We start from the raw sequence: 26,190 nt of genomic DNA, 5'->3' as shown, positions 1-26,190 counted from the left end.
TGATCCCGAACGCCCCCGGTGATCGATCTGATGACGACTCCTGCCGCTTGAGCGGGGTTCTCGCTCCGGGCACGGTGAACCGGCCGTGCAGGCCAGTGGAGCCTGTGGGCACCGCGCGGAACGGTGGCAGTGGGCAGGCGTCTTGCACAGGGGTTGTCGTCACATCCCGGTCATGTCGGCGCCGGTGAGGCCCGGGGCCAGGGCCGGTATCCAGAAGACGGCGACGGCCAGGGCGATCGAGGCGACCCCTACGGCACGGGCCACCAGGCGGCCGACCGGAGCGAGCTTCTCAGCGGTGATCACCGTGGCCAGGGCCACCATGGCCCACAGGTTCATCACTCCGAAGACCGCCAGCAGCACCATCAGCGACCAGCAGCAACCCAGGCAGAAGGCCCCGTGGTGGGCCCCGGCACGCAGATCGCGTGAGGGCCCCCGATACGAGGCGTAGCGCAGCATCAGCCCGATCGGCGAGCGGCACCGCGCGAGGCAGCGGTCCTTGAGGGGCGTGAGCTGATAGACGCCGTTGACCGCGAACACGGCCGCTGCCACTACGGTCCCCGCACCGGCGGGGAGGCTCGCCGCCCGGCCCAGGCCGACGGCCAGCCCGTACCCGGGCACCCCGGCCGCGGCCCAGACGAGCAGGTACCCGACGGTGAAGACGACCATGCGCGATGCCCGATGCGTGGTGATGGTGCGCGCGTACAGCGCGGCGACGAACGCCGTGGCGGGCAGCATCATCGCAGCCATCATCAGCGTCCACACGGCGAGAAAGGCGGGCAGGCCCAGACCCATGGTGCCGGGCATCGCCTGCATGTCACCCCAGCGGGTCACCAGCCAGAGCCAGGCGGCGGCCGCCGCGACGAGCAACAGCCCCGCGGGGCCCGCCCGCCGGCGGACGGTGAGCGGCCCACCGGTCACGCGGACCACGTGAAGGGCGCCGAGTGTCCATTGCCGCCGGTGAAGTCCCAGGACCGGCCATGGACGCCGTCGCCCGTGGCCCGGGTGGACCGGGCGATCGTCAGTGTGCTGTTCACCGGGTGGAACATGCCGGTCAGGCCCATGACGGGACCGTCGTCGCCGAACTGCGGGGCGACCTGGTCCTCGATCGCGATGTCGATGGCGTCGCCCACCCGCGCGGCGTGGCGGCGGCCGTCGTCGCGGTAGTCGATGGGGACCCGCTCCACGCCGAGCACCTCGCCGATGAGCGGAGTGAGCGCCGCCATCGGCCCGCCGGCCTGGCCGGAGAAGACCTTGCCCAGCACGTCCGCCTGGCCGCCGTCGGCCGAACCGTCTATGTACAGCGCCACCTTCCAGTCGCCCTCGGCCATCACCCGGGGTGCGTCGATGAAGACGGCGACGCTGCGGTCGGCGACGTCCACGCCGTCCACGTTCCCGCTGTCCACGTGGAAGGCCAGGGTCACCTGACAGCGCTCGTGGTCGGCCGGTGCGGTGAGGCCCGAGGTGGTGCAGGGGCACACCACATCGCAGTTGCAGCTCTCCAGGTATGTGCCGTTCAGATTCCAGGGCATGGCTCCATCTCCCTGTCTCGCGTCCCCCGCGGCGAAGGGAATGCGCCGGGAGCCCCCTGGCCCGCCTCCCGGTGCCGGTCCGCTCCCGATGCCGTCCTTCTCCAGGCTATGCCCGCCGACCCCCGCCGCGCAGATCCGCCGGGACGCCGCTCACCGCCCTGGCGGCGGGCCCCTTCCGCGGACGGCTCGCCCACATCCGTCCGCGTCTTTCTCCAGGTCATGGCGGAGACCGAGGGCATCGCCGACACGGTGGACGCGGTCGAACACCCTTCACCACCCCTGGACGCCTGATCGTCAGCCAGGACGCCGTCGAGGGGATGACGGTCTTCGCCCAGAAGCGGCGTCCGGAGTGGAAGAACCGCTGACCCGCTCCGTCGTGGTGTCCTGGCGCGCGACAGCCCCCGCGTGCCGAGCCGAGCCGGTGCTCAGCCCAGGAAACTCAGCCGCACCTGCCGGTCGGGGTTGTCCCTGTTCGTGTCCACCAGGCACACCGACTGCCATGTGCCCAGTTCCAGCCTGCCGTCCACGACCGGCAGGGTCGCGTGGGGCGGTACGAAGGCCGGGAGGACGTGGTCGCGGCCGTGGCCGGGGCTGCCGTGCCGGTGCTGCCAGCGGTCGTCGGCGGGGAGGATGGTGTGCAGGGCGGCCAGGAGGTCGTCGTCGCTTCCGGCGCCCGTTTCGATGATCGCGATCCCGGCGGTGGCGTGCGGGACGAAGACGTTCAGGAGGCCGCCGCGACCGGCGGCCACCTCACGCAGGAACGCCTCGCAGTCGCCGGTGAGGTCGACGACCCTCTCCCGGGAGCCTGAGGTGATGTGCAGAATTCGGGTGGTGAACGCATCTGACATGCCCCCATCCTGGCCCATACGCCGGGTTCCGTAGCCGATCTCACAGCCGAACCGGGAAGATCCACGCCGACCCCGCCGTTGGCACGGGCGTGGACAACGTGCGTGCGGTCGAGGTGGTCGTCATCGGGGCCGGCCAGGCGGGTCTGGCCGCAGCCCATCACCTGCGTCGCACCGGTTTCGAGCCGGACCGCGACTTCGTGGTGCTCGACCACGCCCCCGCCGCCGGCGGTGCCTGGCAGTTCCGGTGGCCCTCGCTGACGTACGGCAAGGTGCACGGGATGCACGCGTTGCCCGGCATGGAACTGACGGGCGCGGATCCCGCCCGGCCGTCGTCGGAGGTCGTCGCCGAGTACTTCGACGCCTACGAGCGCGCCTTCGACCTGCGGGTACGGCGGCCGGTCGATGTGCGGGCGGTGCGGGAGGGCACCGGTGGGCGGCTGCTCGTCGAGACCTCCGACGGTTCGTGGTCCACGCGGGCCCTGATCAACGCCACCGGAACCTGGGACCGGCCGTTCCGGCCGCGTTATCCCGGCCAGGAGACCTTTCGCGGCCGGCAGCTGCACACCGCGCGCTATCCGGGTCCCGAGGCGTTCGCCGGACTGCGGGTGGTCGTGGTCGGCGGGGGCGCGTCCGGCACCCAGCATCTGCTGGAGCTCGCGCCGTACGCGGCGCAGACCACGTGGGTGACCCGGCGGCCCCCCGTCTTCCGCGAGGGGCCCTTCGACGAGGACACGGGCCGCGCGGCCGTCGCGCTCGTGGAGGAACGGGTGCGCCGCGGACTGCCGCCGCAGAGCGTCGTGTCCGTGACGGGACTGCCGCTCAACGACGCGATCCGGGAGGGACTCGCCGACGGGGTGCTGAACCGGCTCCCCATGTTCGACCGGATCACTCCCGAAGGCGTGGAGTGGGACGACGGGCGGCGGGTCGGCGCCGACGTCATCCTGTGGGCGACCGGGTTCCGGGCCGCCATCGGCCATCTCGCGCCGCTGCGGCTGCGTGAGCCGGGCGGCGGGATCCGGGTCGAGGGCACGCGTGCCGTCGCCGACCCGCGCGTCCATCTCGTCGGTTACGGGCCGTCGGCCAGCACCATCGGCGCCAACCGGGCCGGCCGCGCGGCCGTACGGGACATCAGGCGGCTGCTCACCGAGGAGACGGTGGCCGCCTGAGGCCCCGCCGGGTCACCCGGCAGCCGCCGACTGACTCTTCGGGCTCTTCGAACTCTGGGGGCCCAGGGGGCTCTGGGGGCTCTGGGGGCTGTGCTGGTTCCGGTTGAACTCGGCGACGTTGCGCAGATGTTCCGCGTAGCTCGCCGTGAAGCGCGTGTCACCCGGCTTGACGGTGACGAAGTACAGCCAGTCGCCCGGCGTGGGGCTGAGGGCCGCGCGCATCGCCTCCTCGCCCGGGTTGTCGATCGGCGTCGGTGGCAGGCCCATGCGCTGGTAGGAGTTGTAGGGGCTCTCGACACGGGTGTCGTTCTCCGTCGTCTTCAGGGTGAAGCGGTTCAGCGCGTAGTTGATGGTGGAGTCCATCTGCAGCGGCATCCCGCGCTCCAGTCGGTTGAACACGACCCGCGCCACCTTGCCCATGTCCGCCTTGGTGGCGGCCTCGGCCTGCACGAGGCTGGCGATGGTGACCGTCTGATAGACGTTCATGGTGTTGCGCTGGGCGCCGGCCGCCGTCGGCGCACCGTTGAACTTCTTGTTGGCGGTGTTCACCATGTAGGTGAGCAGCGTCTGCGGCGTCGCCTTCTTGTCCAGCGGGTACGTCGCCGGGAAGAGGTAGCCCTCCGGGTTGCCCGCGGCGTCGTCGGGCAGCTTCAGCGCGGCCTTCGGCAACGCGTTTCTGGTGGTGCCCGCCGGCAGGGCGAGCGCCTTGTCGACGGCCTCGTAGACCTGGCTCGCGCGCCAGCCCTCCGGGATGACCAGCGTCGCCGGCTGGGGCTTCTCCCCCGGACGCTCCACGCTCAGCAGCGGCACCGCCACGGCGGTGCCGGCCACGACGGCTCCGGTCGCGATGAGGACGAGACGGCCCCGGCGCGTCAGTCGAATCGTGCTCGGTGGCGGAGTGTTCTTCTGCATGCGGGCACGGTAACTCGCATACCGTCACAAACCCGGCACAACTTGCCATACTTTCATCTTGTCGGCTCCAGGCGGGCGTCCTGCCGCACCAAGGCCGCGTACCGCCCGTCCCGTCGCAACAGCTCCTCGTGCGTACCCCGTTCGGCCACCTGGCCGGAGTCGAGGACCACGATCTGGTCGGCACCCCGAATGGTGGACAGCCGGTGGGCGATGGTGATCGTGGTGCGGTTGGCCGAAAGCGCGTCGATGGCCTCCTGGACGGCCTGTTCCGTGCCCGTGTCGAGGGCGCTGGTCGCCTCGTCGAGGATCAGCACCGGCGGGTCGCGCAGGATGGTGCGGGCGATGGCCAGCCGCTGCTTCTCCCCACCGGAGAACCGGTGGCCGCGTTCGCCGACGACCGTTTCGTAGCCGTCGGGCAGGGCGGCGATGTGGGCGTGGATCTGCGCCGCCCGCGCGGCCGCGTGCAGCTCCTCGTCGGTGGCGTCCGGCTTGGCGAAGCGCAGGTTGTCGGCGACCGTGGCGTGGAAGAGGTAGGTCTCCTGCGAGACGACGCCGACCGCGCGGGCGAGGGTGTCGAAGTCGAGGTCCCGGACGTCGACGCCGTCGAGGGTGACGCGGCCGCCCGTCACGTCGTACAGGCGCGGCACCAGGTAGCCCAGCGTGGACTTGCCGGCGCCGGTGGGGCCGACCACCGCGAGGCTGCCGCCGGCGGGGACGTCGATGTCGATGCCGTCGAGGACGGGGTCGCCCTTGTCGTCGTACCGGAAGGTGACGTCCTCGAGACGGACCTCGCCCTTGATCTGGTCGAGACGGACCGGGTTGTCCCGCTCGGTGATGTCGATGGGCAGGTCGAGGTATTCGAAGATGCGCTGGAAGAGCGCGAGGGAGGTCTGGATCTGCACGCCGGTCGACAGGAGGCTGACGGCCGGGCGGAACAGGCCCTGCTGGAGCGAGACGAAGGCGACGATGGTGCCGAGGGAGACATCGGGGCCGTCCAACCGGAGGGTCATGCCCGCGGCCCAGTAGATGACCGCCGGCATGGCGGACATGACGATCCCGATCACGGCCATGCGCCAGCGGCCGGCCATGTTCGAGCGCACCTCGAGGTCGACCAGCTGCTCGGACTCCTCGGCGAACGACCGCGTCAGGGAATCGGAGCGACCCATCGTGCGGCCGAGCAGGATGCCGCTGACCGACAGCGACTCGGTGACCGTGGCGGCCATCGCCGCCATCTGCTTCTGACGCTGGGTGGTGATCTTCTTGCGCTCGTTGCCGACGCGACGGCTGATCCAGACGAACACCGGCAGCAGGAGCAGCGAGACGACGGTCAGCCGCCAGTCGAGGGCGACCATCGCGATGATCGTGGCGACCACGCTGGTGAAGTTGGAGACCAGGGAGGTGGCGGTGGAGGTGACGGTGGCCTGCATGCCGCCGATGTCGTTGGCGATGCGGGACTGGACCTCGCCGGTACGCGTGCGTGTGAAGAAGGCGAGGGACATCCGCTGGAGGCGGTCGTAGACGGCCGTCCGCAGGTCGTGCATGACGCGCTGGCCGACGGTCGTGGAGATCAGGGTCTGCAGGACGCCGAAGACGCCGCCCAGGACGGCGCTGAGGATCATGCCGAGGGCGAGGAGGCCCAGCAGGCCGGTGCGCCCCTCGGGAATGGCGACGTCCAGCGTCTCCTTCAGGAGGAACGGGGTGGCGACGGTGACCAGTGAGGCGGCGGCGACCAGCAGGCCGACGACCGCGAGCCGGGCGCGGTAGGGCTTGAAGAGCGTGAGGATGCGGCGCACCTGCCGGGGCTGTTCGGTCGAGGTGCCGGGCGAGGGGGTCCAGTCGATGTGGTCGCGGGGCATGGCTCCTACGGAGGGTGAGGCGATCGAGGACTGACGGAGCATAGCTCATTGTTACCTATACTCACAATGAACGGCATCCTGATATTGTTCCCGTATGACCACCCCCGATTCCGACAGTCTGCTCGCCGAGCAGCTGCTGCGGCTGACACGCCGGGTGCACCGCATCCAGAAGCACCATCTGGAGCGGAGCGGGCTGGGCGTCACCCCGGCCCAGGCCCGGTTGCTGCGCACCCTGGCGCACTGCGAGTCGCCGCCGCGCATGGCCGACCTCGCCGAGCGGCTCGAGGTGGTACCCCGCGCCGTCACGACCCTGATCGACGCGCTGGAGGGGAGCGGCAAGGTGCGGCGGATGCCGGACCCCACGAATCGCCGGGTGATCCGGATCGAGCTCACGGAGGACGGCCGCAAGGCCCTGCGGCAGCTGCGCGGCGCGCGGGTCTCGGCCGCCGAGGAGATCCTCGATCCGCTGACGGACCTCGAACGGCAGGTGCTGAGCGGGTTGCTGGACGCGCTGGTGGACGGCCCTCCGGAACGGACACCGAAGCACGGCCAGGGGCCGGGACAGGGTCCAGGACCGGGACGGGATCAGGCACACGGCTGCTGAGCCTCGCGGGAACGGGCCGTGACCGCCCCTCCGTACTACGGGAGGGACGGCCACCGCCCGGTGCGTCGGAGCCGTCCGCTCACGCGGTCTCGGTCTCGGGGACGGCCTCCCCGACGGGCCCTGCGAAGACGACCACCGGACTACCGGCAGCCGCTTCCTGAATCCCCGAACCCTGCGGACGTCAGCACCCCCTGCGCCGTGGTCAGTCGCCGGTCGTAGCAGCCGTCCGAGCCGTACAGCCGGTAGCGCTCGCTCGTCGTGCCGACGGCGTGGCGCTGGTCCCGGGGCACGTTCACGGTGAAGGTGGCATCGCCCGTGTACGTGTCGTCGAGCCGTGACCACGACGTGCGCCGGCCGTTCCGGGTCGTCACGGAGTCGGCCCGGTCGCCCAGGGTCAGCACGGTGTGGAGCCGGTCGTCGGCGCCGAGGGTGGTCGTGCCGTCCATCGTGTACGTCCGGTGGGTGCGTGTCGTACGGGCGGGTCCGTGACCGTCGACGGTGACCGACTCGTCGTCCGTCCAGGAGGCGGCGAGGCCGTCCACGGTCTCACCGTCGGTCCAGCGGTGCGCGGAGGTGTTCGCGAGGTCGCGGGTCACGGTGGTCCGCACGCGGCCGTGCGAGGTGTCGAGGTACCCGGCGACGGCCAGTCGGTGACCTCCCTCGGTGTCGACGCGGTGCTCCGTGCCGGGCGTGTAGTGCGTGGAGTCGGTGAGCTCACCCGCCGTGTGCGTGAGCAGTCCCCCGCCGACGACGCTCTTCCCCGCGTCCTGCCAGACCAGCACGTTGACGGGCGTGCTCCAGCCGCTCTGCCCTTCGGACACTCCGACGACGGACACCTCGACCTGGTGCGGACGGCCGTCGTTGAGGATCCCCGCGAAGGGGGTCAGGTCGTATTCGATCGGCTTGATGTCGAAGGCGCGGGGGCCCGGAACCACGTACCAGAGGAAGGGGTTGGACCAGCCGCCGGTCCAGACGGTCGGGAAGGGGGCGGCGATTCCGGCCAGTTGCCCGTCGACCGTGACCTGCACCTCCCGATAGGGCCCGCCGTCCGCACGGCAGGAGTACGGCGCCGTCGCGGGCACGGTCAGATACCAGTACTCCTCGCAGCCGCCGCCGGAGCCGGTGGCGTACACCTCGGCGACGACGCGCTCGCTGTTGCGGGGCGTGGTGAGGGTCGTTCCGCCGGGACCGTCGTCAAGGGTGAGGATGCGGTCGGGGACGGTGGAGGTGGCCGTGGCGGGAGCGGTGGCCGTGGTGGGTGGGGCCGGCTTTCCCTCGTAGAAGGTGAGCGTCACCTTGACGTCGATCACGCCCGTGTAGGTGTCGTCGACGACGTTGCCGATCAGCATCTCCACATCCCGGGCGGAACGGAACGTGTCGGTGTAGCGGGTGACGTCCTTCTCCACGGACCACTCGATCCCGGCGGGCGACGGCTCGGGCGTCGACGTACGGAAGATCTCCACGCCGCCGACATGCAGATAGCCGAGCCGGTCGAACTGGCGCCCCTTGATCTTGCCGTCGAGGCGCAGCACCACCTTGCTCCAGCGTTCGCCGCAGCCCTTCGGTGGGGCGTACGAGCCTCGGTACGGCGTGAAGTCACGGAACTGCGCCTCGGCGAGGGTGACCTGGCAGCTCCTGGCGTGCGGCCTGGTCACGGGCGGGGCGGCGGTGAGGGGGTCGTGCCAGTCGGTGCCGAACTCGGCGGGGACCGCATCCGAGGTGGACGCAGGGGCAGACCCGCGGGCAGGAACAGGCCCGGGCGCCGCCCCGGGCGCAGGCGCTGACGCTGGGGAGGATGACGACAGGGAGGAAGACGAAGACGTCAGGGGCGAGGAGACGTCCGCTCGGGCCGTGCCGCCCCCGAGAACGGTGCTCGCCAGGACGATCGCTCCGGTGAGCATGGACATGATGATCCGGCTTCTCATGGCCGGTGTTCTACGGGCAGTCGCCGCTCCCCGCAATGACGCCTCCGCCGCGATGGCCAGGGTCTGTCGTGTGGATCAGGCCGACCGGGCGGATGACGCCGAGGCACGTCGCCTTGTCGGCCGGGTCGGGCGGGGGCATGACCGGGATGTGGTGCTCAGTCCTCCTGGAGCGCCATGGCCTGCGCGGCACCACGCGTGCGGCCCTGATCGGCGAGATCCGGTGCATGGGCGCCGGGCACGCGCCCGCGCCGCTACCGGCGCCTTCCAGTCCTGATACCGCGCTACGACCAGCCCACGACTGGGCCCGCGTGGGGGTGCGGCGCCGGCGCCGCGAGGACCGCCGGCACTGAAAACCGTCCGGCGATCAGACCAGACACCGGCTAGGTCTTCAGCGCGTCCCTGTCCCCCATGACCACCACGGGATGCCGATCCGGGTCGAGGGTGCGCAGCAGGAATTGCATCGCCGTCCTGGGCAGGCTGACGCAGGCCGACGTGCCGCTGCCGTGGTCCATGTGCAGCCAGATCCCCCCGCCCCTCCTTTGCCCCTCGGGCCGCGTCGGGTCGTCGGGCGGGGCACCCTTGACGCGGTTGTAGTCGATGGCGATGACGTAGTCGAAGTCGTGCCAGTGCGACCGCGCCCACCAGCGCGGCGCCGTGAAGGAGGCGGACCGCGTGTACGGCAGCCTGCTACCGGGATCGGCCAGGACCCCGCCCGCGTCGGTGAGCGTGAACACGCCGACCGGACTGCGGTTGTCGCCGGCGCGATGCTCGGCGGTCCAGCCCTTCTTGCCGTTGTGCCCTTGCCAACTCCGGACCCGCTCCCAGGACGGTCCCCGCTTGGCGTAGAGCACGACGGTGTCGTCCGGGGAGTCCTTCCCGTCGCCGTACACCGCCACAACCTGGCGTGAAACAGCGGGGATCCGCTGTCGCAAGCGGTCACCCACACCGGGGACGCCGGTCGTCGCCGCCGCGCTCGGCGAGCTCGTGCCTCTCCTGCCGCCCGCTCCCGACGTACCGTCACTCGCGTGATGCACGGCCGCCCCGCCGCACGCGGACAAGGCCACGAGCAGGAGGCCGCACATCCCCGGGGCGGCTCCCGCGCGCCGCGCACAGCCATGTCGCATGGGCTCATGCTCGCACCACTTTCCGGGCGCGAGCGTCAGGTTCCGGACATCCGGGCCGTGTCGGACAGCTACCGGATCCGGCCGCCGCCATGGAAAACCGGTTGATTTTGACCACGCCGCGACGCGAACCTTGCACGGTTTGCTGCCGCCCCCCGCAGGCCTTCCCGGTCGTCCTCCCCACCCCTTCACGCTCCTCCGCTCCCCCTCGCCCGCCCCTCCCTCTCCTCGTTTCCCGCTCTTTCCCCTCTCCCCCTACCGCTGACTCGACCCACTGGGACGTCATGCAGATCCAAGACCTTCCGTACCCCGACCCTGGTGTGCCGGACGCACGCTCCGGACCCCGCTTTCTGTGGTGGCTCGGCCGCAATCAACTGGGCGGCCAGTTCAAGGCCCTGGCCTGGGGGCTGCTGCACTTCGTCGCCGTCTCGGCGACGCCGTTCTGCGTAGGGTTCGCCGTAGAGGCGGTCGTGGACCGTTCCGGTACCCGGCTCGCCCTCACCGGCGGCGCGATGGTCCTGTGCGGTGCCGCGACCGCGATCGGGGACACCTTCCTGCACCGCGCCGCCGTCACCAACTGGATCACCGCCGCCGCCCGGGTGCAGCAGTTGCTCGCCCGCAAGGCCTCGCAGCTCGGCTCCGCGCTGACCCGGCGGGTCGCGGCCGGTGAGGTCGTGGCCGTCTCCACGGGCGACGTCGAGAAGATCGGCTGGTTCGTGGAGGCCGTGTCCCGCTTCACCGCCGCGGCCCTCACGGTCCTGCTGGTCTGCGCCGGCCTGGTCGTCTACCAGCCGGCGCTCGGCCTGGTGGTCGCCGTGGGCCTGCCCGTTCTCGCGCTCGCGGTGCTTCCCCTGCTGCCTCCGGCGACGCGACGGGCCGACCACCAGCGCGAGAAGGCCGGACGCGCCACCGAACTCGCCTCGGACACCGTGGCAGGTCTGCGGGTGCTGCGCGGGATCGGCGGCGAGGAACTGTTCCTCGACCGCTACCGCAGCGCCTCGCAGGAGGTCCGGCACGCGGCCGTGCGCAGCGCCCGCATGTGGTCGTTGATCAGCGCCATCCAGGTGCTGCTGCCCGGCCTGCTGCTGATCACGGTCGTCTGTTACGGCGTCCATCTGGCCCGCGAGGGCCGCATCACCGTCGGCGAACTGGTCACGGTGTACAGCTCCGTCATGGTTCTGGCCTATCCCCTCAGGCACTTCGAGGAGATCGCGATGGCCTATTCGTTCTCGCGCCCGTCGGCCAGACGCGCCGCCGGGGTACTGGCCCTGGAGCGGGTCACCGACATCGGTGGCTCGCGCGCGGCCGACGCTCCCTCAGGTGACCTGTACGACCCCGCCACCGGGCTGCTCGCCCCGGCCTCCCGGCTCACCGCCGTGGTGTGCGGCGACCCGGACGCGGCCGGACGGCTGGCGGAACGGCTGGGCGGACATCCCCCGGAGGACAGCCCCTCGGTACTGCTCGGCGGGGTCCCGCTGAACGAACTGCCGCTGGACTGCGCACGCACCTCGGTTCTCGTCCAGGACAAGGACCCGGTGCTGCTGTCCGGTTCCCTGCGCGACCTGCTCGACGTGCCCGCCTCGGGTGCGGTCGACGCGCGTGCGGCGCTGGCCGCCGCCCGGTGCGGGGACGTCCTCGACGCCCTCGTCCAGGGTTCGCTGGACGCCGAAGACCCGATGGACGCCCGCATCACCGAGCGCGGCCGCTCCCTCTCCGGCGGCCAGCGGCAACGGCTCGCGCTGGCCCGCTCCTTGTACACGGACCCCGAAGTCCTCGTCCTGGACGAGCCCACCTCCGCCGTCGACTCGCACACCGAGGCACGGATCGCCGAAGGACTGCGCGAACTGCGGGCCGGGCGTACGACGGTGGTGTTCACCTCGTCCCCCCTGCTGCTGGACCGTGCCGAACGGGTCGTGCTCGTACACGAGGGCGAGGCCGTCGCGGTGGGCGTACACCGCGAACTGCTGCGCACCGAACCCCGGTACCGGGCCGTGGTGACCAGGGAGACCGAGGAGGAAGCCGCACAGGGCGAAGCCCTCGGAAGCGAAGCCCTCGGACTCGAAAACGAAGCCCTTGAGGACGACGCATTCAAGGCCGAAGAGGCCTCGCTGAGCGGTGTGTTGAAGGGTCTGGAAGACAGCCGACTCGAAGAGATCGAACGAGAAGAGATCGAGGAGACCGCATGATCGGCGTGGCGCCGCCCGCGTACGACCCGGCGGCACCGACGACGGCGAACACACTGCCCGTCGGCGCCCCCGCGACCGTCCGCGCCTACGTGGCCGAACTCCTGCGCCGGCACCGCCGCGCCTTTCAGCTCCTCCTGTTCGTGAACACGGTCGCGACGGTCGCCTCGATGGTGGGTCCGTGGCTCCTCGGCGACCTCGTGGAACGACTGTCGGAGGGCACCCGCGAGCTCCACCTCGGACTCGTCGCCACCCTGTTCGTACTCGCGCTGATCGTCCAGGCCGTCTTCGTACGGCAGGTGCGGCTGCGCGGCGCGATGCTCGGCGAGCGGATGCTGGCCGACCTGCGCGAGGACTTCCTCGTACGCTCGGTGCGGCTGCCGCCGGGGGTGCTGGAGCGTGCCGGGACGGGCGACCTGCTGTCCCGCATCACCACGGACATCGACCGGCTGGCGAACGCCATGCGCGAGGCCGTGCCCCAGCTGACGATCGGCGTGATGTGGGGTCTGCTGCTGCTCGGCGGGCTCGTCGTCACGGCGCCGCCGCTGGCGCCGGCCGTCCTGGTCGCGGTGCCGCTGCTGGTGGCCGGCTGCCGCTGGTACTTCAAGCGGGCGCCCGCCGGCTACCGCTCGGAGGCCGCCGGCTACGCCTCCGTGGCCGCCGCCCTCGCCGAGACCGTGGACGCCGGCCGCACCGTGGAGGCCCACCGGCTGGGCGACCGCCGCATCGCGCTCTCCGAGGAGCGCATCCGGCAGTGGACAGCCTGGGAGCGCTACACGCTGTGGCTGCGGTCGGTGCTGTTCCCCGTCATCAACCTGGTGCACATCACGGTGCTCGGCTCGGTCCTCATGCTCGGCGGGGCGTTCGTCCTGAAGGGCTGGATCGACGTCGGCCAGCTGACGACGGGCGCGCTGCTGGCGCAGATGCTCGTCGACCCGGTGAACCTCATCCTGCGCTGGTACGACGAGCTCCAGGTGGCCCAGGTCTCGCTCGCCCGCCTCGTCGGTGTGCGGGACATCGAGCCGGACCGCGGGGACGCCGGGCTCACGCCGGACGGGCGTGACGTGCACGCCGACCGGGTCCACTTCGGCTACCGGGAGGGTGTCGACGTGCTGCGCAAGGTCACCCTGGAGGTGTCCCCCGGGACCCGGCTGGCCCTGGTCGGCCCCTCGGGCGCGGGGAAATCCACACTGGGGCGGCTGCTCGCCGGGATCTACGCGCCGCGCGACGGCCGGATCACCCTCGGCGGTGCCGAGCTGTCGCGGATGACCGCGGAACGGGTCCGCTCCCATGTGGCCCTCGTCAACCAGGAGCATCACGTCTTCGTGGGCTCCCTGCGCGACAACCTCCGGCTCGCCCTCCCACACGCGCGACTCCTCCCGGACGAGGGGATCTCGACGTCCGCGACGGTCGCGGAGGGCTCCGAGAACGCCGTGGACGCCGAATTGTGGGCGGCCCTGGGCGCCGTCGACGCGGACGGCTGGGCCCGGGCCCTGGACCAGGGCCTCGACACCGAGGTCGGCTCCGGCGGTGTCTCGCTCACCCCGGCGCAGGCCCAGCAGATCGCCCTGGCGCGGCTGGTACTGGCCGACCCCCACACGCTGGTCCTGGACGAGGCGACCTCGTTGCTGGATCCGCGTGCGGCCCGCCACCTGGAGCGGTCCCTCGCCCGGGTGCTGGACGGCCGCACCGTCGTCGCCATCGCCCACCGCCTGCACACCGCTCACGACGCCGACGTCATCGCCGTCGTCGAGAACGGCCGCATCAGCGAGCTGGGCAGTCACACGGAGCTGGTCGCGGCGGACGGGGCGTACGCGGCGCTCTGGCGGTCCTGGCACGGCTGAGGAGACAGACGGCGCGGGCGGCCGGCCGGCCACGCTGACCGCGCCGGAACGCCTGTCCGGGCCGGCGCGGGTACCGGTCTCCGGCGCGCAGGTGCCGGCGCCTGGGCCGGTGTCCGGGGCGGTGCCGGCGCCTGGGCCGGTGTCGACGTCTGGGTCGATGCCTGGCCCGGGGCCGACGCCGGTGCTTGCGGCTGCCCGCTCGCAGGGCAGCGAGCCGCGTGCTCCAGGGGCGGTGGCTGCTTCGGGGCGCGGGCCGCGCGACCTGCTCGGGGCGGCCCGGTCCGGCCTTCGCGCGGCCTCTGGCGTTGCGCGGTCCCGAAGCGGGGTGGAACGCTGGATAGCGGCACCCGCGCGGAAGGCAGTCGGGATCCCTCCGGAACACGCCGCGCCCGACCGGTGCCCCGTGCGGCGGCACCCCGCCGCCGACCGCGATGAGTACGGGGCCGTCACCCCCTGGAGGTACCCGTGAACAGTGCCGACGGATGGGGGGACGACGTCTACCAGCCCGACGCGTCCGACGTCCAGGACGACGCGGGACTGCTCGACGCCGAGGACACGCTGGAGAACGACGGCGTCGACGACCCCCTCGACCGCGGCTGGTCCCCTCCCGACCGCCCCTGGGCGGTGGAACACGAGGGTGTGACCGCCGCGGAGCGCCGACAGGGGGAGAGCCTGGACCGGCGGCTCGCGGAGGAGCTCCCGGAGTCCGACGCGCCGGACGGCGACGGCCTCGGCGATTGCGACGGCACCGACGGGGAACTCCTCGACAACGAGGTCGGCTCCGCGCGCTCCGGCCGGCTCGTGGCGCCGGACGAGGGGGCCCACGAGGACGAGGAGAGCGCACTGATCGCCACGGACGTGGGCATCGACGGCGCGGCGGCCTCCGCCGAGGAGGCCGCGATGCACATCGTCGACGAGGACGCCCTGTCCGGCTGACCCGTCGACGGCCGCTCCGACGGATCCCGGCCCGTCGTCGCCCTCGCCTGTCCGACCGTCATCGCCACCGTCACCACCTTCGCCTTCGCCTTCGCACGAGGAGCTCCCATGCAGCAGGACAAGCAGCCCGACTACCACGCGGTCGTGTTCCGCGATCGGACCGCCGGCTACGCCTTCCTCACCCGGTCCACCGCCACCAGCGATCAGACCATCGAGTGGGACGACGGCGAGACCTACCCGGTCGTGGACGTGGAGATCTCCTCCGAGAGCCACCCCTTCTACACCGGCAAGGCGCGGACCGTGGACACGGAGGGCCGGGTCGCCCGCTTCGAGCGGCGTTACGGCGACGGCGGGGCGATGACCTGATCCGCTGCGCTGACCTGATCGGCCGCCACCGCCGCTGCCACCACCGCCGCCGTCGACGGCAGCCACGAGTCCCGTCGGCGGGTCGCTCGTCAGGCCCCTCGTCGAGGTCCTCGTCAGATGTAGTTGAGGGCGGCCGCGCCGCCCACTCCCCCGAGCACCATGAACACGGGCATGAGCACCTTCAGCTCGACCCAGCTGCCGGCCCGGAAGCGCATCACCTTGGGCGGGCCGATCGGGTACCAGCGCTTGCGCCCGATCGGGATGGGCCACAGGACCGGGCAGCCGGAGACGGTCAGCGCGTCCCCAATGTCGTGCACCAGCGCGCCCAGCACGATCGGCAGCCCCAGCCACAGATACTGCTGGCCCGGGTCCGTGAACAGCCAGTCCGACCCGTTGCCGGGCTTGTCCAGGACACCGGCGAGGATCCAGGCGCTGGTGGCGGCCAGCAGCCACACCAGCACGTCGCTGCTGGATCCCCGGGCCGCCCGCCACAGCAGCCCCTCGATCGCCAGCACCATGTGCACGAAGAGAAGCGCCAGGACCGCCCAGCGCCCACCGGTGATCGCCAGCGCCGAGGCGCCCGCGCCGATCATGACGGCCCACAGCCAGGTGTGCGTCAGAGTGCGGTGACCTCCGGAACGGCGCGGGTCCCCCTGCTTCCTCGTGCCCTTGTAGACGGCGTAGGAGAGCTTGTCGACGATCTCGCACAGCCAGCGCGAGACGGGTCCGAAGGCCCGCGAGATGGTGGCTGCCTTGTGGTCGAGGTCCGGGGCGAGCGCGGCTCCGGCGCAGATCAGCGCGCCCGCGAGCAGGACCGGCCAGGGCATCGTGTGCCCGGCCGCGGCGGCGGCCGCACCGACGCCGAGCCAGGCGGCGGCGCCCGACAGTGAGTGTGCTGGTCCCATCATGGCCCGTGCCCGCCCTATTCCTCGAAAGTCGCTGTCCAGTTGACCGGGTGCGTTGACGCTCCGTCGGCGCCACAGCGTAGCGGTCGTGATCTTCGGGCCGGCATCCGATTCCCCCATCAAGGACGAGGGCAGGCAAGATGGGGTCGTGACCCTCATCGATCAGCTGCCGCCGACCGCAGATCCCGACGCCCTGTACGAAGCCTTCGAGTCCTGGGCGCAGGAGCGTGGTCTGACGCTCTACCCCCACCAGGAGGAGGCGCTGATCGAGGTGGTCTCCGGGGCGAACGTGATCGTGTCGACGCCTACCGGCTCCGGCAAGAGCATGATCGCGGCGGCTGCGCACTTCGCGGCTCTCGCCCGCGACGAGGTCACCTTCTACACGGCTCCGATCAAGGCGCTGGTGTCGGAGAAGTTCTTCGAACTGTGCAAGATCTTCGGCACGGAGAACGTCGGCATGCTGACCGGCGACGCGTCCGTCAACTCCGACGCCCCGGTCATCTGCTGCACCGCCGAGGTGCTCGCCTCGATCGCGTTGCGCGACGGCAAGAACGCCGATGTCGGCCAGGTCGTCATGGACGAGTTCCACTTCTACGCGGAGGGCGACCGCGGCTGGGCCTGGCAGATCCCGATCCTGGAGCTGCCCCAGGCGCAGTTCGTGCTCATGTCGGCCACGCTCGGCGATGTCTCGTTCTTCGAGAAGGACCTCGCCCGGCGCACCGGCCGCCCCACGTCGGTGGTCCGCTCGGCGACCCGCCCGGTGCCGCTGTCCTACGAGTACCGGTACACCCCGATGACGGAGACGCTCAGCGACCTGCTGGTGACGAAGCAGGCACCCGTCTACATCGTGCACTTCACGCAGGCGCAGGCGGTGGAGCGGGCGCAGGCGCTGATGAGCATCAACATGTGCTCGCGCGAGGAGAAGGAACGGATCGCCGACCTGATCGGCGGCTTCCGCTTCAGCACGAAGTTCGGCCAGAACCTCTCGCGCTACGTGCGGCACGGCATCGGCGTCCACCATGCCGGCATGCTCCCCAAGTACCGGCGCCTGGTGGAGAAGCTCGCGCAGGCCGGCCTGTTGAAGGTGATCTGCGGTACGGACACCCTCGGCGTGGGCGTCAACGTGCCCATCCGGACCGTGCTGTTCACGGCGCTGACCAAGTACGACGGCAACCGGGTGCGCACCTTGCGGGCCCGTGAGTTCCACCAGATCGCGGGCCGGGCGGGCCGGGCCGGCTTCGACACCGCGGGTCTGGTGGTGGCGCAGGCTCCGGAGCACGTCATCGAGAACGAGAAGGCCCTCAACAAGGCCGGCGACGACCCGAAGAAGCGTCGCAAGGTGGTGCGCAAGAAGGCGCCCGAGGGATTCGTGGGCTGGACGGAGAACACCTTCGACAAGCTCATCGAGTCGGATCCGGAGCCGCTGACGTCCCGCTTCCGGGTCACGCACACGATGCTGCTGTCGGTGATCGCCCGGCCCGGCAACGCCTTCGAGGCGATGCGGCATCTCCTCGAGGACAACCACGAACCGCGCAAGCAGCAGCTGCGGCACATCCGGCGCGCGATCGCGATCTACCGCTCGCTGCTGGACGGCGGGGTCGTCGAGAAGCTCGACGAACCGGACGCCACCGGTCGCGTCGTCCGCCTCACCGTGGATCTCCAACAGGACTTCGCGTTGAACCAGCCGCTGTCCACCTTCGCGCTGGCCGCGTTCGAACTCCTCGACCCCGAATCGCCTTCCTACGCTCTCGACATGGTCTCCGTCGTGGAATCCACCTTGGACGACCCGCGCCAGATCCTGGCCGCTCAGCAGAACAAGGCGCGCGGTGAGGCGGTGGCCGCGATGAAGGCGGACGGCGTCGAGTACGAGGAGCGCATGGAGCGCCTCCAGGACGTCACGTACCCGAAGCCCCTGGAGGAACTGCTCTTCCACGCGTACGACACCTACCGCAAGAGCCACCCGTGGGTCGGCGACCACCCGTTGTCGCCGAAGTCCGTCATCCGTGACATGTACGAGCGGGCGATGTCCTTCACCGAGCTGGTGTCCCACTACGAGCTGGCCCGCACCGAGGGCATCGTGCTGCGCTACCTGGCCGGCGCCTACAAGGCCCTCGACCACACCGTCCCGGACGACCTCAAGTCGGAGGACCTCCAGGATCTGGTGGAGTGGCTGGGTGAGATGGTGCGCCAGGTGGACTCGAGCCTGCTGGACGAGTGGGAGCAGCTCGCCAACCCGGCGGAGATGACCGCCGAGGAGGCCCAGGAGAAGGCCGACGAGGTCAAGCCGGTCACGGCCAACGCGCGTGCCTTCCGGGTCCTGGTCCGCAACGCGATGTTCCGCCGTGTCGAGCTCGCCGCTCTCGACCGCGTCGACGAACTCGGCGGGATGGACGGCGAGTCCGGCTGGGACGCCGACGCCTGGGGCGAGGCGATGGACAAGTACTGGGACGAGTACGACGACCTCGGCACGGGCCCGGACGCCCGGGGCCCCAAGCTGCTCATCATCGAGGAGGAGCCGCAGAACGCCCTGTGGCGGGTCCGCCAGATCTTCGACGACCCCAACGACGACCACGACTGGGGCATCAGCGCGGAGGTCGACCTCACGGCCTCCGACGCCGAGGGCCGCGCGGTCGTCCGCGTCACCGCCGTCGGCCAGTTGTGAGTACCGAAGAGGGCACAGGAGAAGCGCACCGATGACGAATCCGGCCGAGAGGCTCGTCGACCTGCTGGACCTCGAGCAGATCGAGGTCAACATCTTCCGCGGGCGCAGCCCGCAGGAGTCCCTCCAGAGGGTGTTCGGTGGCCAGGTGGCCGGCCAGGCGCTGGTCGCGGCCGGCCGGACCACCGAGGGAGACCGGCCCGTGCACTCGCTGCACGCGTACTTCCTGCGCCCGGGCCGGCCGGGTGTGCCGATCGTGTACCAGGTCGAACGGGTACGGGACGGACGCTCCTTCACCACGCGCCGGGTCACCGCCGTGCAGCAGGGACGCACGATCTTCAATCTCACCGCCTCCTTTCACCAGCCTGAGGAAGGTCCCTTCGAGCACCAGCTGGCGCCGGCTCGCAAGGTCCCGGACCCGGAATCCCTGCCGACGGTCGTCGACGAGATCCGCAAGCATCTGGGCGCGCTGCCCGAGCAGTTGGAGCGGATGGCGCGCCGTCAGCCCTTCGACATCCGCTACGCGGACCGGCTGCGCTGGAGCGCCGAGGACGTCAAGGAGGCCGAGCCGCGCAGCGCGGTGTGGATGCGCGCGGTGGGGCCGCTGGGCGACGACCCGCTCGTCCACACCTGCGCCCTCACGTACGCCAGTGACATGACCCTCCTGGACGCCGTCCGTCTCCCGGTCGAACCCTTGTGGGGCCCGCGCAACTTCGACATGGCGTCGCTGGACCACGCGATGTGGTTCCATCGGCCGTTCCGCGCGGACGAGTGGTTCCTGTACGACCAGGAGTCGCCGATCGCCACCGGCGGACGAGGCCTGGCCCGCGGACGGATCTACGACCTGGAAGGGCGCCTGCTGGTGTCCGTCGTCCAGGAAGGGCTGTTCCGAGCCCTGTAGGTCCGGTGCGTCAAGGGCGCCACCCGCGTCAGGTGCGTCACCCGCGTCACCCGCTGCGGTGGCGCAGCCAGTTCAGCAGTCCGCGGGTCGGCCGGGTGGGTTCGCCGGGTGGGTCCGGTGGCCCGGCCGGGGGCGCCGAGGCCGGCTGCGTCACCTTTTGCGCTGCCGATCCGGGAGCCGGTTCTGGACCCGGCTTCGGGTGGGGCCGTGGCGCGGGCTGTTCGGCGCGCGCTTCGTCCAGGGTGCGTACCAGGTCGTAGGTCAGCCAGTCGATCTCGTCGGGATCGTCGGCCGTCATGATCTTCTCCACGAGGTGCGCGGCCGGTGTGCCGGGAGTGGCGTGGGCAGGCGGCCCCGGCCGGAACCTGTTCAGGTGAGCGCGTTCGTAGGGGTCCTCGACGATCTCCGCGACCTTGAGGGGGTCGAGGAACCCGGCCAGGAGTCCGGCGCGTTGCCAGGGGTCGTCGGTCTGTCGGTGCAGGAAGCCCAGGTGCCGGCCTCGCCAGTTGCGGGCCCGCAAGTCGACACCCGCGGCCAGTTGGCTCCGCAGCACCTCGGGAGTGCGGCCGCTCAGCAGGAAGGCGTTGGTCCCGTCCGTGGCGAACTGCTCGAGCTCCTCGGCGAGATAGAGCCAGACGACGGCCCGGTAGCGGTTGAGGTAGAAGCGGACGGGCACCACCAGTCCCAGTCGCGCGAGGCGGGTGAACCGGGCCGGGGGAACACCCATGACGGCGGCGCCTTCGCTGGTCCCCACGGCCAGCACGCCGGCGCGCAGCGATTCGGGAAAGCGGGGGTCCGAGCGCAGACGGTCGATCTCCGCCCGGGCCACTCGACGGCCCCCTCCGCCTTCGTCGGGCACGGTCCTGATGCGCCCGAGGTGTACGGCGAGGTCGAACTCGCTTCGCTTCAGTTCCAGTTCCCGCGCTGCCCGGCTCGACGCGCAGAAAGCGGAGTGTGCTCGTGTGACGGTGTTGCCGGACATGGTCGTCTCCCCCGTGGAGCGAAGTGGAGTGAAGCAGGCCCGCACGGTCCGCGGTGGCCTCGGAAAAAACCGTAGCCGGAATCGCCGACATCGACGCGAGCCTGTGGATAACTCCACGAGGGACGGTAAAGGTGCAGGTCAGAGGTCTTCGAGTGGTGCACGGTCGGGGTGCCGGGCGTCCACGGTGAGGTGCTCCCCGACCCGGTTGACGAGCAGGGTCATCTCATAGGCGATCTGACCCATGTCGGCCTCCGCCGCGCTGAGCACGCACAGACAGCTGCCGATGCCCGCGGCGGTGACGAACAGCACCGCGTCGTCGAACTCGATCATCGTCTGGCGCACCTGGCCGGCGCCGAAGTGACGCCCCGATCCCTTCGCCAGGCTGTGCAGTCCGGACGAGACGGCGGCCAGGTGCTCCGCGTCCTCCCGGAGCAGTCCCGTGCTCGCGCCCGCCACCAGCCCGTCGTTGGACAGGACGAGTGCGTGCCGTACGTGGTCGACGCGCTCGGTCAGGTCGTCCAACAGCCAGCCCAGTCCCTGGTTCTGCGCCATGTCCCGCTCCCCGTGTGACATTCCCCGTATGACCCTCCGCCTCGCTGGAGAATCTGCCCGCCAGCCTTCCCCAGGAGCGGCCGCGGGAGCAAGGAGGATGGCGGCATGGCACAGAAGATGACCGATGAGGAATGGCGGGCCTTCGTCACGTACGGGACCCGCACCGGAAAACTGTCCACCGTACGGGCCGACGGAAGTCCGCATGTGGCGCCGATCTGGTTCCTGCTCGACGGGGACGATCTGGTGTTCAACACCGGCAAGGAGACGGTGAAGGGGCGCAATCTGGCGCGGGACGGCCGGGTCGCCCTGTGTGTGGACGACGACCGGCCGCCGTTCGACTATGTCGTCCTGCGGGGCCGGGCCGTCATCTCGGAGGACCTCGACGAGGTCCGGCTCTGGGCGACGCGTATCGCGGCGCGGTACATGGGTGAGGAACGCGCCGAGGAGTTCGGTGCCCGCAACGGCGTTCCGGGCGAACTGCTCGTCCGTGTCGCCATCGACAAGGTGCTGGCGCAGAAGGCCGTCTCGGCCTGACCGGACCGACGTGGGCGAGGTCAGCCCACGGAGTCGAGCAGCCGGGCGGTGTGCATCCGCCCGGCGTACTCGACCAGCCGGATCAACACCTCCTTCCCCGAGTCGCGGTCACGGGCGTCGCACAGGACGACAGGGGTGCCGCCGTCGAGGTCGAGGGCGCGTGAGACGTCCTTGGCGCCGTATGTCCGCGTGCCCACGAAGCAGTTGACGGCCACCACGAACGGGATGTGCCGGTGCTCGAAGTAGTCGACGGCGGGGAAGCAGTCCTCCAGACGCCGGGTGTCGGCGAGGACCACCGCGCCCAGGGCCCCCTGTGACAGCTCGTCCCACAGGAACCAGAAGCGGTCCTGCCCGGGGGTTCCGAACAGGTAGAGGGAGAGGCCGGAACGGATGGTGATCCGGCCGAAGTCCATCGCGACTGTCGTCGTCACCTTCTGGTCCACGCCGTCGGTGTCGTCCACCGACTGCCCGGCTTCGCTGAGCAGTTCCTCGGTGCGCAGCGGCTTGATCTCGCTGACCGCGCCCACCATGGTGGTCTTGCCCACGCCGAATCCGCCGGCGACCAGTATCTTCAACGCCAGAGGGGACGTGTCGCCGCCCGTGGTGTCGGAGTGTTCGGAGACCATGGATCACTTCTCTCGGGAGTGTCGGCAACGGTCGAGGTCGGTACGGGGGTGCGGTGGCTCGGCGCGGCGGTCGCGCGCGGTCACCGCGCCGGAGTGCGAAGTCAGCATCATGACAACCGCGGCTCCTTTCCGGAGGGTTCGACCGCTATCTGACCGATGTGACCGACTCTTGCGTGTTCGGTGTCCGAAGACACGCACGAGTCGGTGTGCGGCGGGTCCGTACGCGTCCGGGTCCGTACGCGTCCAGGTCCGTCCGAAGGTTCGTCTAGAGCGCTCGCAGCCCCTCGATCACTTCGCGCAGAATCCGTTCGTCGGGCAACTGCGCGGGCGGGACGGGGCGGCTGACGGTGACGCAGCCGAGCTCCAGCAGGTCACCGAGGAGCACGCGCACCACGCCCACGGGAAGGTCCGCGCCCGCCGAGAGTTCGGCGACGGACTGGGTCTCCGTCCGGCAGAGTCCGATGAGGGCGCGGTGTTCCGGTCCGAGCGCCATGCCGTCCGTGCCCGGCGCGCCGGGGTCCAGGGTGACCAGGGCGATCAGGTCGAAGCGCACTCCACTGGGGCCTGGTTTCGTTCGCCCGCCCGTCATGGCGTACGGGCGCACGAGCGGGCCGGCGTCGTTGTCGTACCACTGGCTGCCCAGCTCGCGCGGGGTGCCGGTCTTGTCCTCGGTCATCTGCGTGGATCGCTCTCTGGCCTCAGCCGGCGGCGGGCGGGCGCGCGGCGAGCCGGGGCGCCGCGTAGAGGTGCTCTCCGACCCTCTTGACCAGTCGCGCCATCTCGTAGGCGACCAGGCCGAGGTCGGCGGTCACGGCGGTGAGCACGGCCAGGCAGGAGCCGTCGCCGGCGGCGGCCACGAACAGGAAGCCGTCGTCCATCTCCACCATGGTCTGGCGTACTCCGCCGGCGCCGAAGTGGCGTCCCGCTCCCTTGGCGAGGCTGTGGAAGCCGGAGGCGACGGCGGCGAGGTGTTCGGCGTCCTCCCTCCTGAGGTCGGTCGAGGCGCCGACGGCGAGTCCGTCGTTGGAGAGCACCACGGCGTGCCGCACCTCGCTCACGCGCATCACCAAGTCGTCCAGCAGCCAGTCGAGTTCACCGGACCGCTGGGCCGACCTCGTGCTCGGGTCCTGGATCATCTGGGGTCTCCTTCGCTGCTGTCACTGCCCGGTTCGGGTTCCGGGGCGGCTCCGTGGCCGGGCTGTCTGCCGCCACCGCGTGTCCAGCCCTCGCGGTAGGCGGACATGCGGTCCCGTACGAGCTCGGGGGTACGTCCTTCGTCGCCGCGCGGGCCGGGCGGCCGGGCCGGTTCCTCGGCGAGTGGCCTGCGCAGTTGGGGGGCGAGGTTGGCCTGCCGTACCCGGCGCGGGAGGTCGTCCGATCCTTCGGCGTCGTCCGGGGGGCGGTGCAGGCGCAAGGCGGTGACTCCGGGGGGCGGGGGGTCGGCTGCCACCGGCTCGGCCGCGGCCCGTACGGGGGCGGCTTGTGCGGGGTCGGCCATGACGGGGGCGGTGTCTCGTACGGGGGCCACCAGCGCGGGGCGGTCGACGGGGGCGTGGACCGCTTCCTGGCGCCGGTCGGTGGTGTGCCGGTCGGTGGTGTGCCGGTCCGCGGCGGACACGCGCGCGTACACGCGTTCCGCGGACTGCGCCCCGGCCTCCGTCACCGCACGGGCGGAACGTTCCGGCTTGCCGCTGTCCAGCAGCGCCGTCGGCAGCAGAACCACCGCGGTGGTGCCGCCGTAGGGCGAGGTGCGCAGATGAACCTTGATGCCGTGCCGGGCGGCGAGCCTGCTGACCACGAACAGGCCGAGCTGGTCGCTGTCGAACAGGTCGAGCGCCTCCGACTGCGCGATGCGCCGGTTGGCCTCGATGAAGGTCTCCTTGCCCATGCCCAGGCCACGGTCCTCGACCTCCACGGCGTATCCGTTGCCCACGGGTTCGCCGGTGACCCGCACCCGCGTGTGCGGAGGCGAGAACTGGGCGGCGTTCTCGACGAGTTCGGCGAGCAGATGGGTGAGGTCGGCGACGGCGGTGCCGATGACGGCTGCCTCCGGGAGCTGCCGTACCTCCACGCGCGCGTAGTCCTCGACCTCGGAGACCGCGGCACGGACCACGTTGGTGAGGGACACCGGCATGCGCCAGGCGCGGCCGGGCGCGGCCCCGGAGAGGATGATCAGGCTCTCCGCGTGGCGCCGCATACGGGTGGTGAGATGGTCGAGCCGGAAGAGGTCGCTCAGCTCGTTCGGATCGTCGGAGCGGCGCTCCATGCTGTCCAGGAGGCTCAGCTGACGGTGGACGAGGACCTGGCTGCGGCGGGCGAGATTGACGAACACCCCGGAGATGCCGCTGGCGAGTTCGGCGCGTTCGACGGCGGCCCGCAGTGCCGCGCGGTGCACGATCCCCAAGGCCTCGGCGACCTGGCCGGTCTCGTCCTCGGAGGGAGGTCCCGGCGGCGCTTCGACGCGGACGTCGATCTCCTCCCCGGCGCGTAGTTTCCGCATGGCCTCGGGGAGTTTGCGCCGGGCGATCTCCAGAGCGCTGTTGCGCAGACCGACCAGTTCGACGACCAGCCCGCGGCCGATGCGTACGGAGATGACCAGCGAGGCGATGACGGCGGCGAGGCCCAGCAGGACGGCGGCGCCGGCCGAGGTGAGCAGCCCGCGGGTGAAGGGGTCGGCGCGGTCGGCGACACCGCGACCGGCGTCCGCCTCGATCGTCCGCATCCCGTTCTGCACGCGCGCGTGGGCCTTGTCCCAGACACTCGCGGGGGCGGCGTTGATCGCTTTCACACCGGGTCCGTCGGCGAGGGCCTTGTCCTCGGCGGTGTACAGGGCCGCGTAGGCGCTGCCGGCGGCGAGGTGCTGCCAGGCGGTGCGTTCGGGCCCGCGCAGGTCCGCGACGGCCGACTCGGTCAGGGTGCGGCGGGTGTCGACGGCGCCGGTGAAGATCCGCAGGCGCTCTCCGTCGAGGCGCCCGGTGAGCCGCGCGCCGGCGAGCACGACGCCCTCCTGGGCGAGCGCCTCGCCCGCGCGGGAGAACTCGAGCAGCACGCGCGCGTCGGAGCCGAGTTCGGCGTCCTGGACGCCGGAGAGGGCACCGCCGACGGAGAAGGCCGCCGAGATCGTGCTCGTGTAGCGGCCGTACGTCTCCTCCCAGCCGGCGCTGCCGTCGAGGACCGCGGTCCGCAGCGAGGGAAGTCCCTCGGCCCCGGAGACGAACGCCTCGAGCCGCTGGGCCACGCCGGTGGGCAGTTCCTGGCCGTCGGCGACGGTGCTGTCGTCGCCGAGGCGCAGCCGGCCCACCGCGCGGTCCGTGCGTTCCGCGAGCGTCCTCAGGTCGCCGCTCTGCCCGGGTGCGGGGTCGGTCGCGTAGCGCACCGCGGCCGCCCGCTCGGTCTGGAGGGCGGCGACCGCTGCTGCCACGGGCGCGCGGACCTCGGAGTCCACGCGCTGCAACTGGCGCAGCCCGGAGACGTTCTGGGCGGTGCTGACGGTCGCGTACGCCCACAGGGCGAGCAGGGAGACGACCGGCACCATCAGCAGGCAGACGATCTTGGCGCGTACGGTGCGCGGCCTGATGTGCCAGCGCTCCGCGCGCGGGGGTATCGCTTCCGCCGGTGTGTCGTTCTGCTCGTCCGGGCCCTCGTCGGCGGGGGGTCCGGCGTGGGCGCGGCGCCCGCGTGTGGGGGGCGGCGCGTCGGCGCCTGCCGTGGGGGTCCTACGGGGTGTACGCATGGCCTCCT

Annotated in this window: 24 protein-coding genes; 10 read left to right on the top strand and 14 right to left on the bottom strand. The window is 71.4% G+C overall.

Annotated features, from left to right (window positions below):
• Positions 1 to 159: 159 nt before the first annotated feature.
• Both OG440_RS33105 and OG440_RS33100 read right to left on the bottom strand, forming a co-directional pair.
• Positions 160 to 918 carry a DUF2182 domain-containing protein gene (locus OG440_RS33105; protein WP_406010423.1) on the bottom strand — a complete coding sequence of 253 codons (759 nt, stop codon included), beginning with the start codon at positions 916 to 918 and terminating at the stop codon, positions 160 to 162.
• Positions 915 to 1,529: a DUF1326 domain-containing protein gene (locus OG440_RS33100; protein ID WP_406010422.1), complete on the bottom strand. Its 615-nt coding sequence runs from the start codon at positions 1,527 to 1,529 to the stop codon at positions 915 to 917. The genes OG440_RS33105 and OG440_RS33100 overlap by 4 nt, the downstream gene beginning before the upstream one ends.
• A 108-nt stretch (positions 1,530 to 1,637) precedes the next feature.
• On the opposite strand from OG440_RS33100, the gene OG440_RS33095 reads away from it, so the two are divergent.
• Complete coding sequence (locus OG440_RS33095) at positions 1,638 to 1,820, top strand: hypothetical protein (RefSeq protein WP_406010421.1); 183 nt, start codon at positions 1,638 to 1,640, stop codon at positions 1,818 to 1,820.
• Positions 1,821 to 1,954: 134 nt separating this feature from the next.
• On the opposite strand, the gene OG440_RS33090 is transcribed toward OG440_RS33095, so the two are convergent.
• Complete coding sequence (locus tag OG440_RS33090) at positions 1,955 to 2,377, bottom strand: YjbQ family protein (protein ID WP_406010420.1); 423 nt, start codon at positions 2,375 to 2,377, stop codon at positions 1,955 to 1,957.
• An 89-nt stretch (positions 2,378 to 2,466) separates the two neighbouring features.
• On the opposite strand from OG440_RS33090, the gene OG440_RS33085 reads away from it, so the two are divergent.
• Complete coding sequence (locus OG440_RS33085; protein WP_406010419.1) at positions 2,467 to 3,543, top strand: NAD(P)-binding domain-containing protein; 1,077 nt, start codon at positions 2,467 to 2,469, stop codon at positions 3,541 to 3,543.
• Positions 3,544 to 3,555: 12 nt separating this feature from the next.
• Here OG440_RS33085 and mltG read toward each other — a convergent pair whose 3' ends face one another.
• On the bottom strand, positions 3,556 to 4,455 hold the full coding sequence (mltG, locus tag OG440_RS33080) for an endolytic transglycosylase MltG (protein WP_406010418.1): 900 nt from the start codon (positions 4,453 to 4,455) through the stop codon (positions 3,556 to 3,558).
• A 53-nt stretch (positions 4,456 to 4,508) separates the two neighbouring features.
• On the bottom strand, positions 4,509 to 6,311 hold the full coding sequence (locus tag OG440_RS33075) for an ABC transporter ATP-binding protein (protein ID WP_406010417.1): 1,803 nt from the start codon (positions 6,309 to 6,311) through the stop codon (positions 4,509 to 4,511).
• Between the two features lie 94 nt (positions 6,312 to 6,405).
• Between OG440_RS33075 and OG440_RS33070 the strand changes: the two genes are divergently transcribed.
• The gene (locus OG440_RS33070) at positions 6,406 to 6,915 is read left to right on the top strand and encodes a MarR family winged helix-turn-helix transcriptional regulator (protein ID WP_406010416.1); all 510 of its coding nucleotides are present in this window, start codon (positions 6,406 to 6,408) and stop codon (positions 6,913 to 6,915) included.
• Positions 6,916 to 7,055: 140 nt separating this feature from the next.
• Here the strand turns inward: OG440_RS33070 and OG440_RS33065 are convergent, their stop codons facing one another.
• Both OG440_RS33065 and OG440_RS33060 read right to left on the bottom strand, forming a co-directional pair.
• Complete coding sequence (locus OG440_RS33065; protein ID WP_406010415.1) at positions 7,056 to 8,840, bottom strand: peptide-N4-asparagine amidase; 1,785 nt, start codon at positions 8,838 to 8,840, stop codon at positions 7,056 to 7,058.
• A gap of 380 nt (positions 8,841 to 9,220) precedes the next feature.
• Entirely contained in the window at positions 9,221 to 9,964 is a 744-nt protein-coding gene (locus OG440_RS33060) for a hypothetical protein (protein ID WP_406010414.1), read from the bottom strand.
• A gap of 281 nt (positions 9,965 to 10,245) precedes the next feature.
• On the opposite strand from OG440_RS33060, the gene OG440_RS33055 reads away from it, so the two are divergent.
• From OG440_RS33055 to OG440_RS33040, 4 genes are all read left to right on the top strand, one after another.
• On the top strand, positions 10,246 to 12,147 hold the full coding sequence (locus tag OG440_RS33055) for an ABC transporter transmembrane domain-containing protein (RefSeq protein WP_406010413.1): 1,902 nt from the start codon (positions 10,246 to 10,248) through the stop codon (positions 12,145 to 12,147).
• Positions 12,144 to 13,988, top strand: coding sequence for an ABC transporter ATP-binding protein (locus tag OG440_RS33050; protein ID WP_406010412.1), 1,845 nt, complete (start codon positions 12,144 to 12,146; stop codon positions 13,986 to 13,988). Before OG440_RS33055 ends, OG440_RS33050 begins: the two co-directional genes overlap by 4 nt.
• 465 nt (positions 13,989 to 14,453) lie before the next feature.
• Positions 14,454 to 14,924 (top strand): DUF5709 domain-containing protein, encoded by a 471-nt coding sequence (locus OG440_RS33045; protein WP_406010411.1) that lies wholly within the window; start codon positions 14,454 to 14,456, stop codon positions 14,922 to 14,924.
• Between the two features lie 108 nt (positions 14,925 to 15,032).
• Positions 15,033 to 15,290 (top strand): type B 50S ribosomal protein L31, encoded by a 258-nt coding sequence (locus OG440_RS33040; protein WP_171395721.1) that lies wholly within the window; start codon positions 15,033 to 15,035, stop codon positions 15,288 to 15,290.
• Positions 15,291 to 15,403: 113 nt separating this feature from the next.
• On the opposite strand, the gene OG440_RS33035 is transcribed toward OG440_RS33040, so the two are convergent.
• A complete protein-coding gene (locus OG440_RS33035) occupies positions 15,404 to 16,198 on the bottom strand; it encodes a metal-dependent hydrolase (protein WP_406010410.1) in 795 nt (264 codons plus the stop codon).
• Positions 16,199 to 16,343: 145 nt separating this feature from the next.
• Between OG440_RS33035 and OG440_RS33030 the strand changes: the two genes are divergently transcribed.
• Positions 16,344 to 18,857, top strand: coding sequence for a DEAD/DEAH box helicase (locus tag OG440_RS33030; protein ID WP_406010409.1), 2,514 nt, complete (start codon positions 16,344 to 16,346; stop codon positions 18,855 to 18,857).
• A gap of 31 nt (positions 18,858 to 18,888) precedes the next feature.
• Positions 18,889 to 19,755 (top strand): acyl-CoA thioesterase, encoded by an 867-nt coding sequence (locus tag OG440_RS33025; RefSeq protein ID WP_406010408.1) that lies wholly within the window; start codon positions 18,889 to 18,891, stop codon positions 19,753 to 19,755.
• A gap of 46 nt (positions 19,756 to 19,801) precedes the next feature.
• On the opposite strand, the gene OG440_RS33020 is transcribed toward OG440_RS33025, so the two are convergent.
• Together OG440_RS33020 and OG440_RS33015 are read right to left on the bottom strand one after the other, a co-directional pair.
• Positions 19,802 to 20,737, bottom strand: coding sequence for a DUF6397 family protein (locus OG440_RS33020; protein WP_406010407.1), 936 nt, complete (start codon positions 20,735 to 20,737; stop codon positions 19,802 to 19,804).
• Positions 20,738 to 20,875: 138 nt separating this feature from the next.
• Positions 20,876 to 21,289: a roadblock/LC7 domain-containing protein gene (locus OG440_RS33015; protein ID WP_406010406.1), complete on the bottom strand. Its 414-nt coding sequence runs from the start codon at positions 21,287 to 21,289 to the stop codon at positions 20,876 to 20,878.
• A 105-nt stretch (positions 21,290 to 21,394) separates the two neighbouring features.
• Between OG440_RS33015 and OG440_RS33010 the strand changes: the two genes are divergently transcribed.
• Entirely contained in the window at positions 21,395 to 21,823 is a 429-nt protein-coding gene (locus OG440_RS33010) for a PPOX class F420-dependent oxidoreductase (protein WP_406010405.1), read from the top strand.
• Between the two features lie 20 nt (positions 21,824 to 21,843).
• Here the strand turns inward: OG440_RS33010 and OG440_RS33005 are convergent, their stop codons facing one another.
• The 4 genes from OG440_RS33005 to OG440_RS32990 form a co-directional block, all read right to left on the bottom strand.
• Positions 21,844 to 22,449 carry a GTP-binding protein gene (locus OG440_RS33005; protein WP_406010404.1) on the bottom strand — a complete coding sequence of 202 codons (606 nt, stop codon included), beginning with the start codon at positions 22,447 to 22,449 and terminating at the stop codon, positions 21,844 to 21,846.
• Between the two features lie 265 nt (positions 22,450 to 22,714).
• Positions 22,715 to 23,125, bottom strand: coding sequence for a DUF742 domain-containing protein (locus OG440_RS33000; RefSeq protein ID WP_406010403.1), 411 nt, complete (start codon positions 23,123 to 23,125; stop codon positions 22,715 to 22,717).
• Between the two features lie 22 nt (positions 23,126 to 23,147).
• A complete protein-coding gene (locus OG440_RS32995) occupies positions 23,148 to 23,585 on the bottom strand; it encodes a roadblock/LC7 domain-containing protein (RefSeq protein WP_406010402.1) in 438 nt (145 codons plus the stop codon).
• Positions 23,582 to 26,182, bottom strand: coding sequence for a nitrate- and nitrite sensing domain-containing protein (locus OG440_RS32990; RefSeq protein ID WP_406010401.1), 2,601 nt, complete (start codon positions 26,180 to 26,182; stop codon positions 23,582 to 23,584). The genes OG440_RS32995 and OG440_RS32990 overlap by 4 nt, the downstream gene beginning before the upstream one ends.
• Between the last annotated feature and the right edge of the window lie 8 nt (positions 26,183 to 26,190).

Source organism: Streptomyces sp. NBC_00637, assembly GCF_045161545.1.
GTDB lineage: Bacteria > Actinomycetota > Actinomycetes > Streptomycetales > Streptomycetaceae > Streptomyces.
Note: the sequence above shows the minus strand (reverse complement) of the source record. Positions and strands in the feature narration are given on the sequence as shown.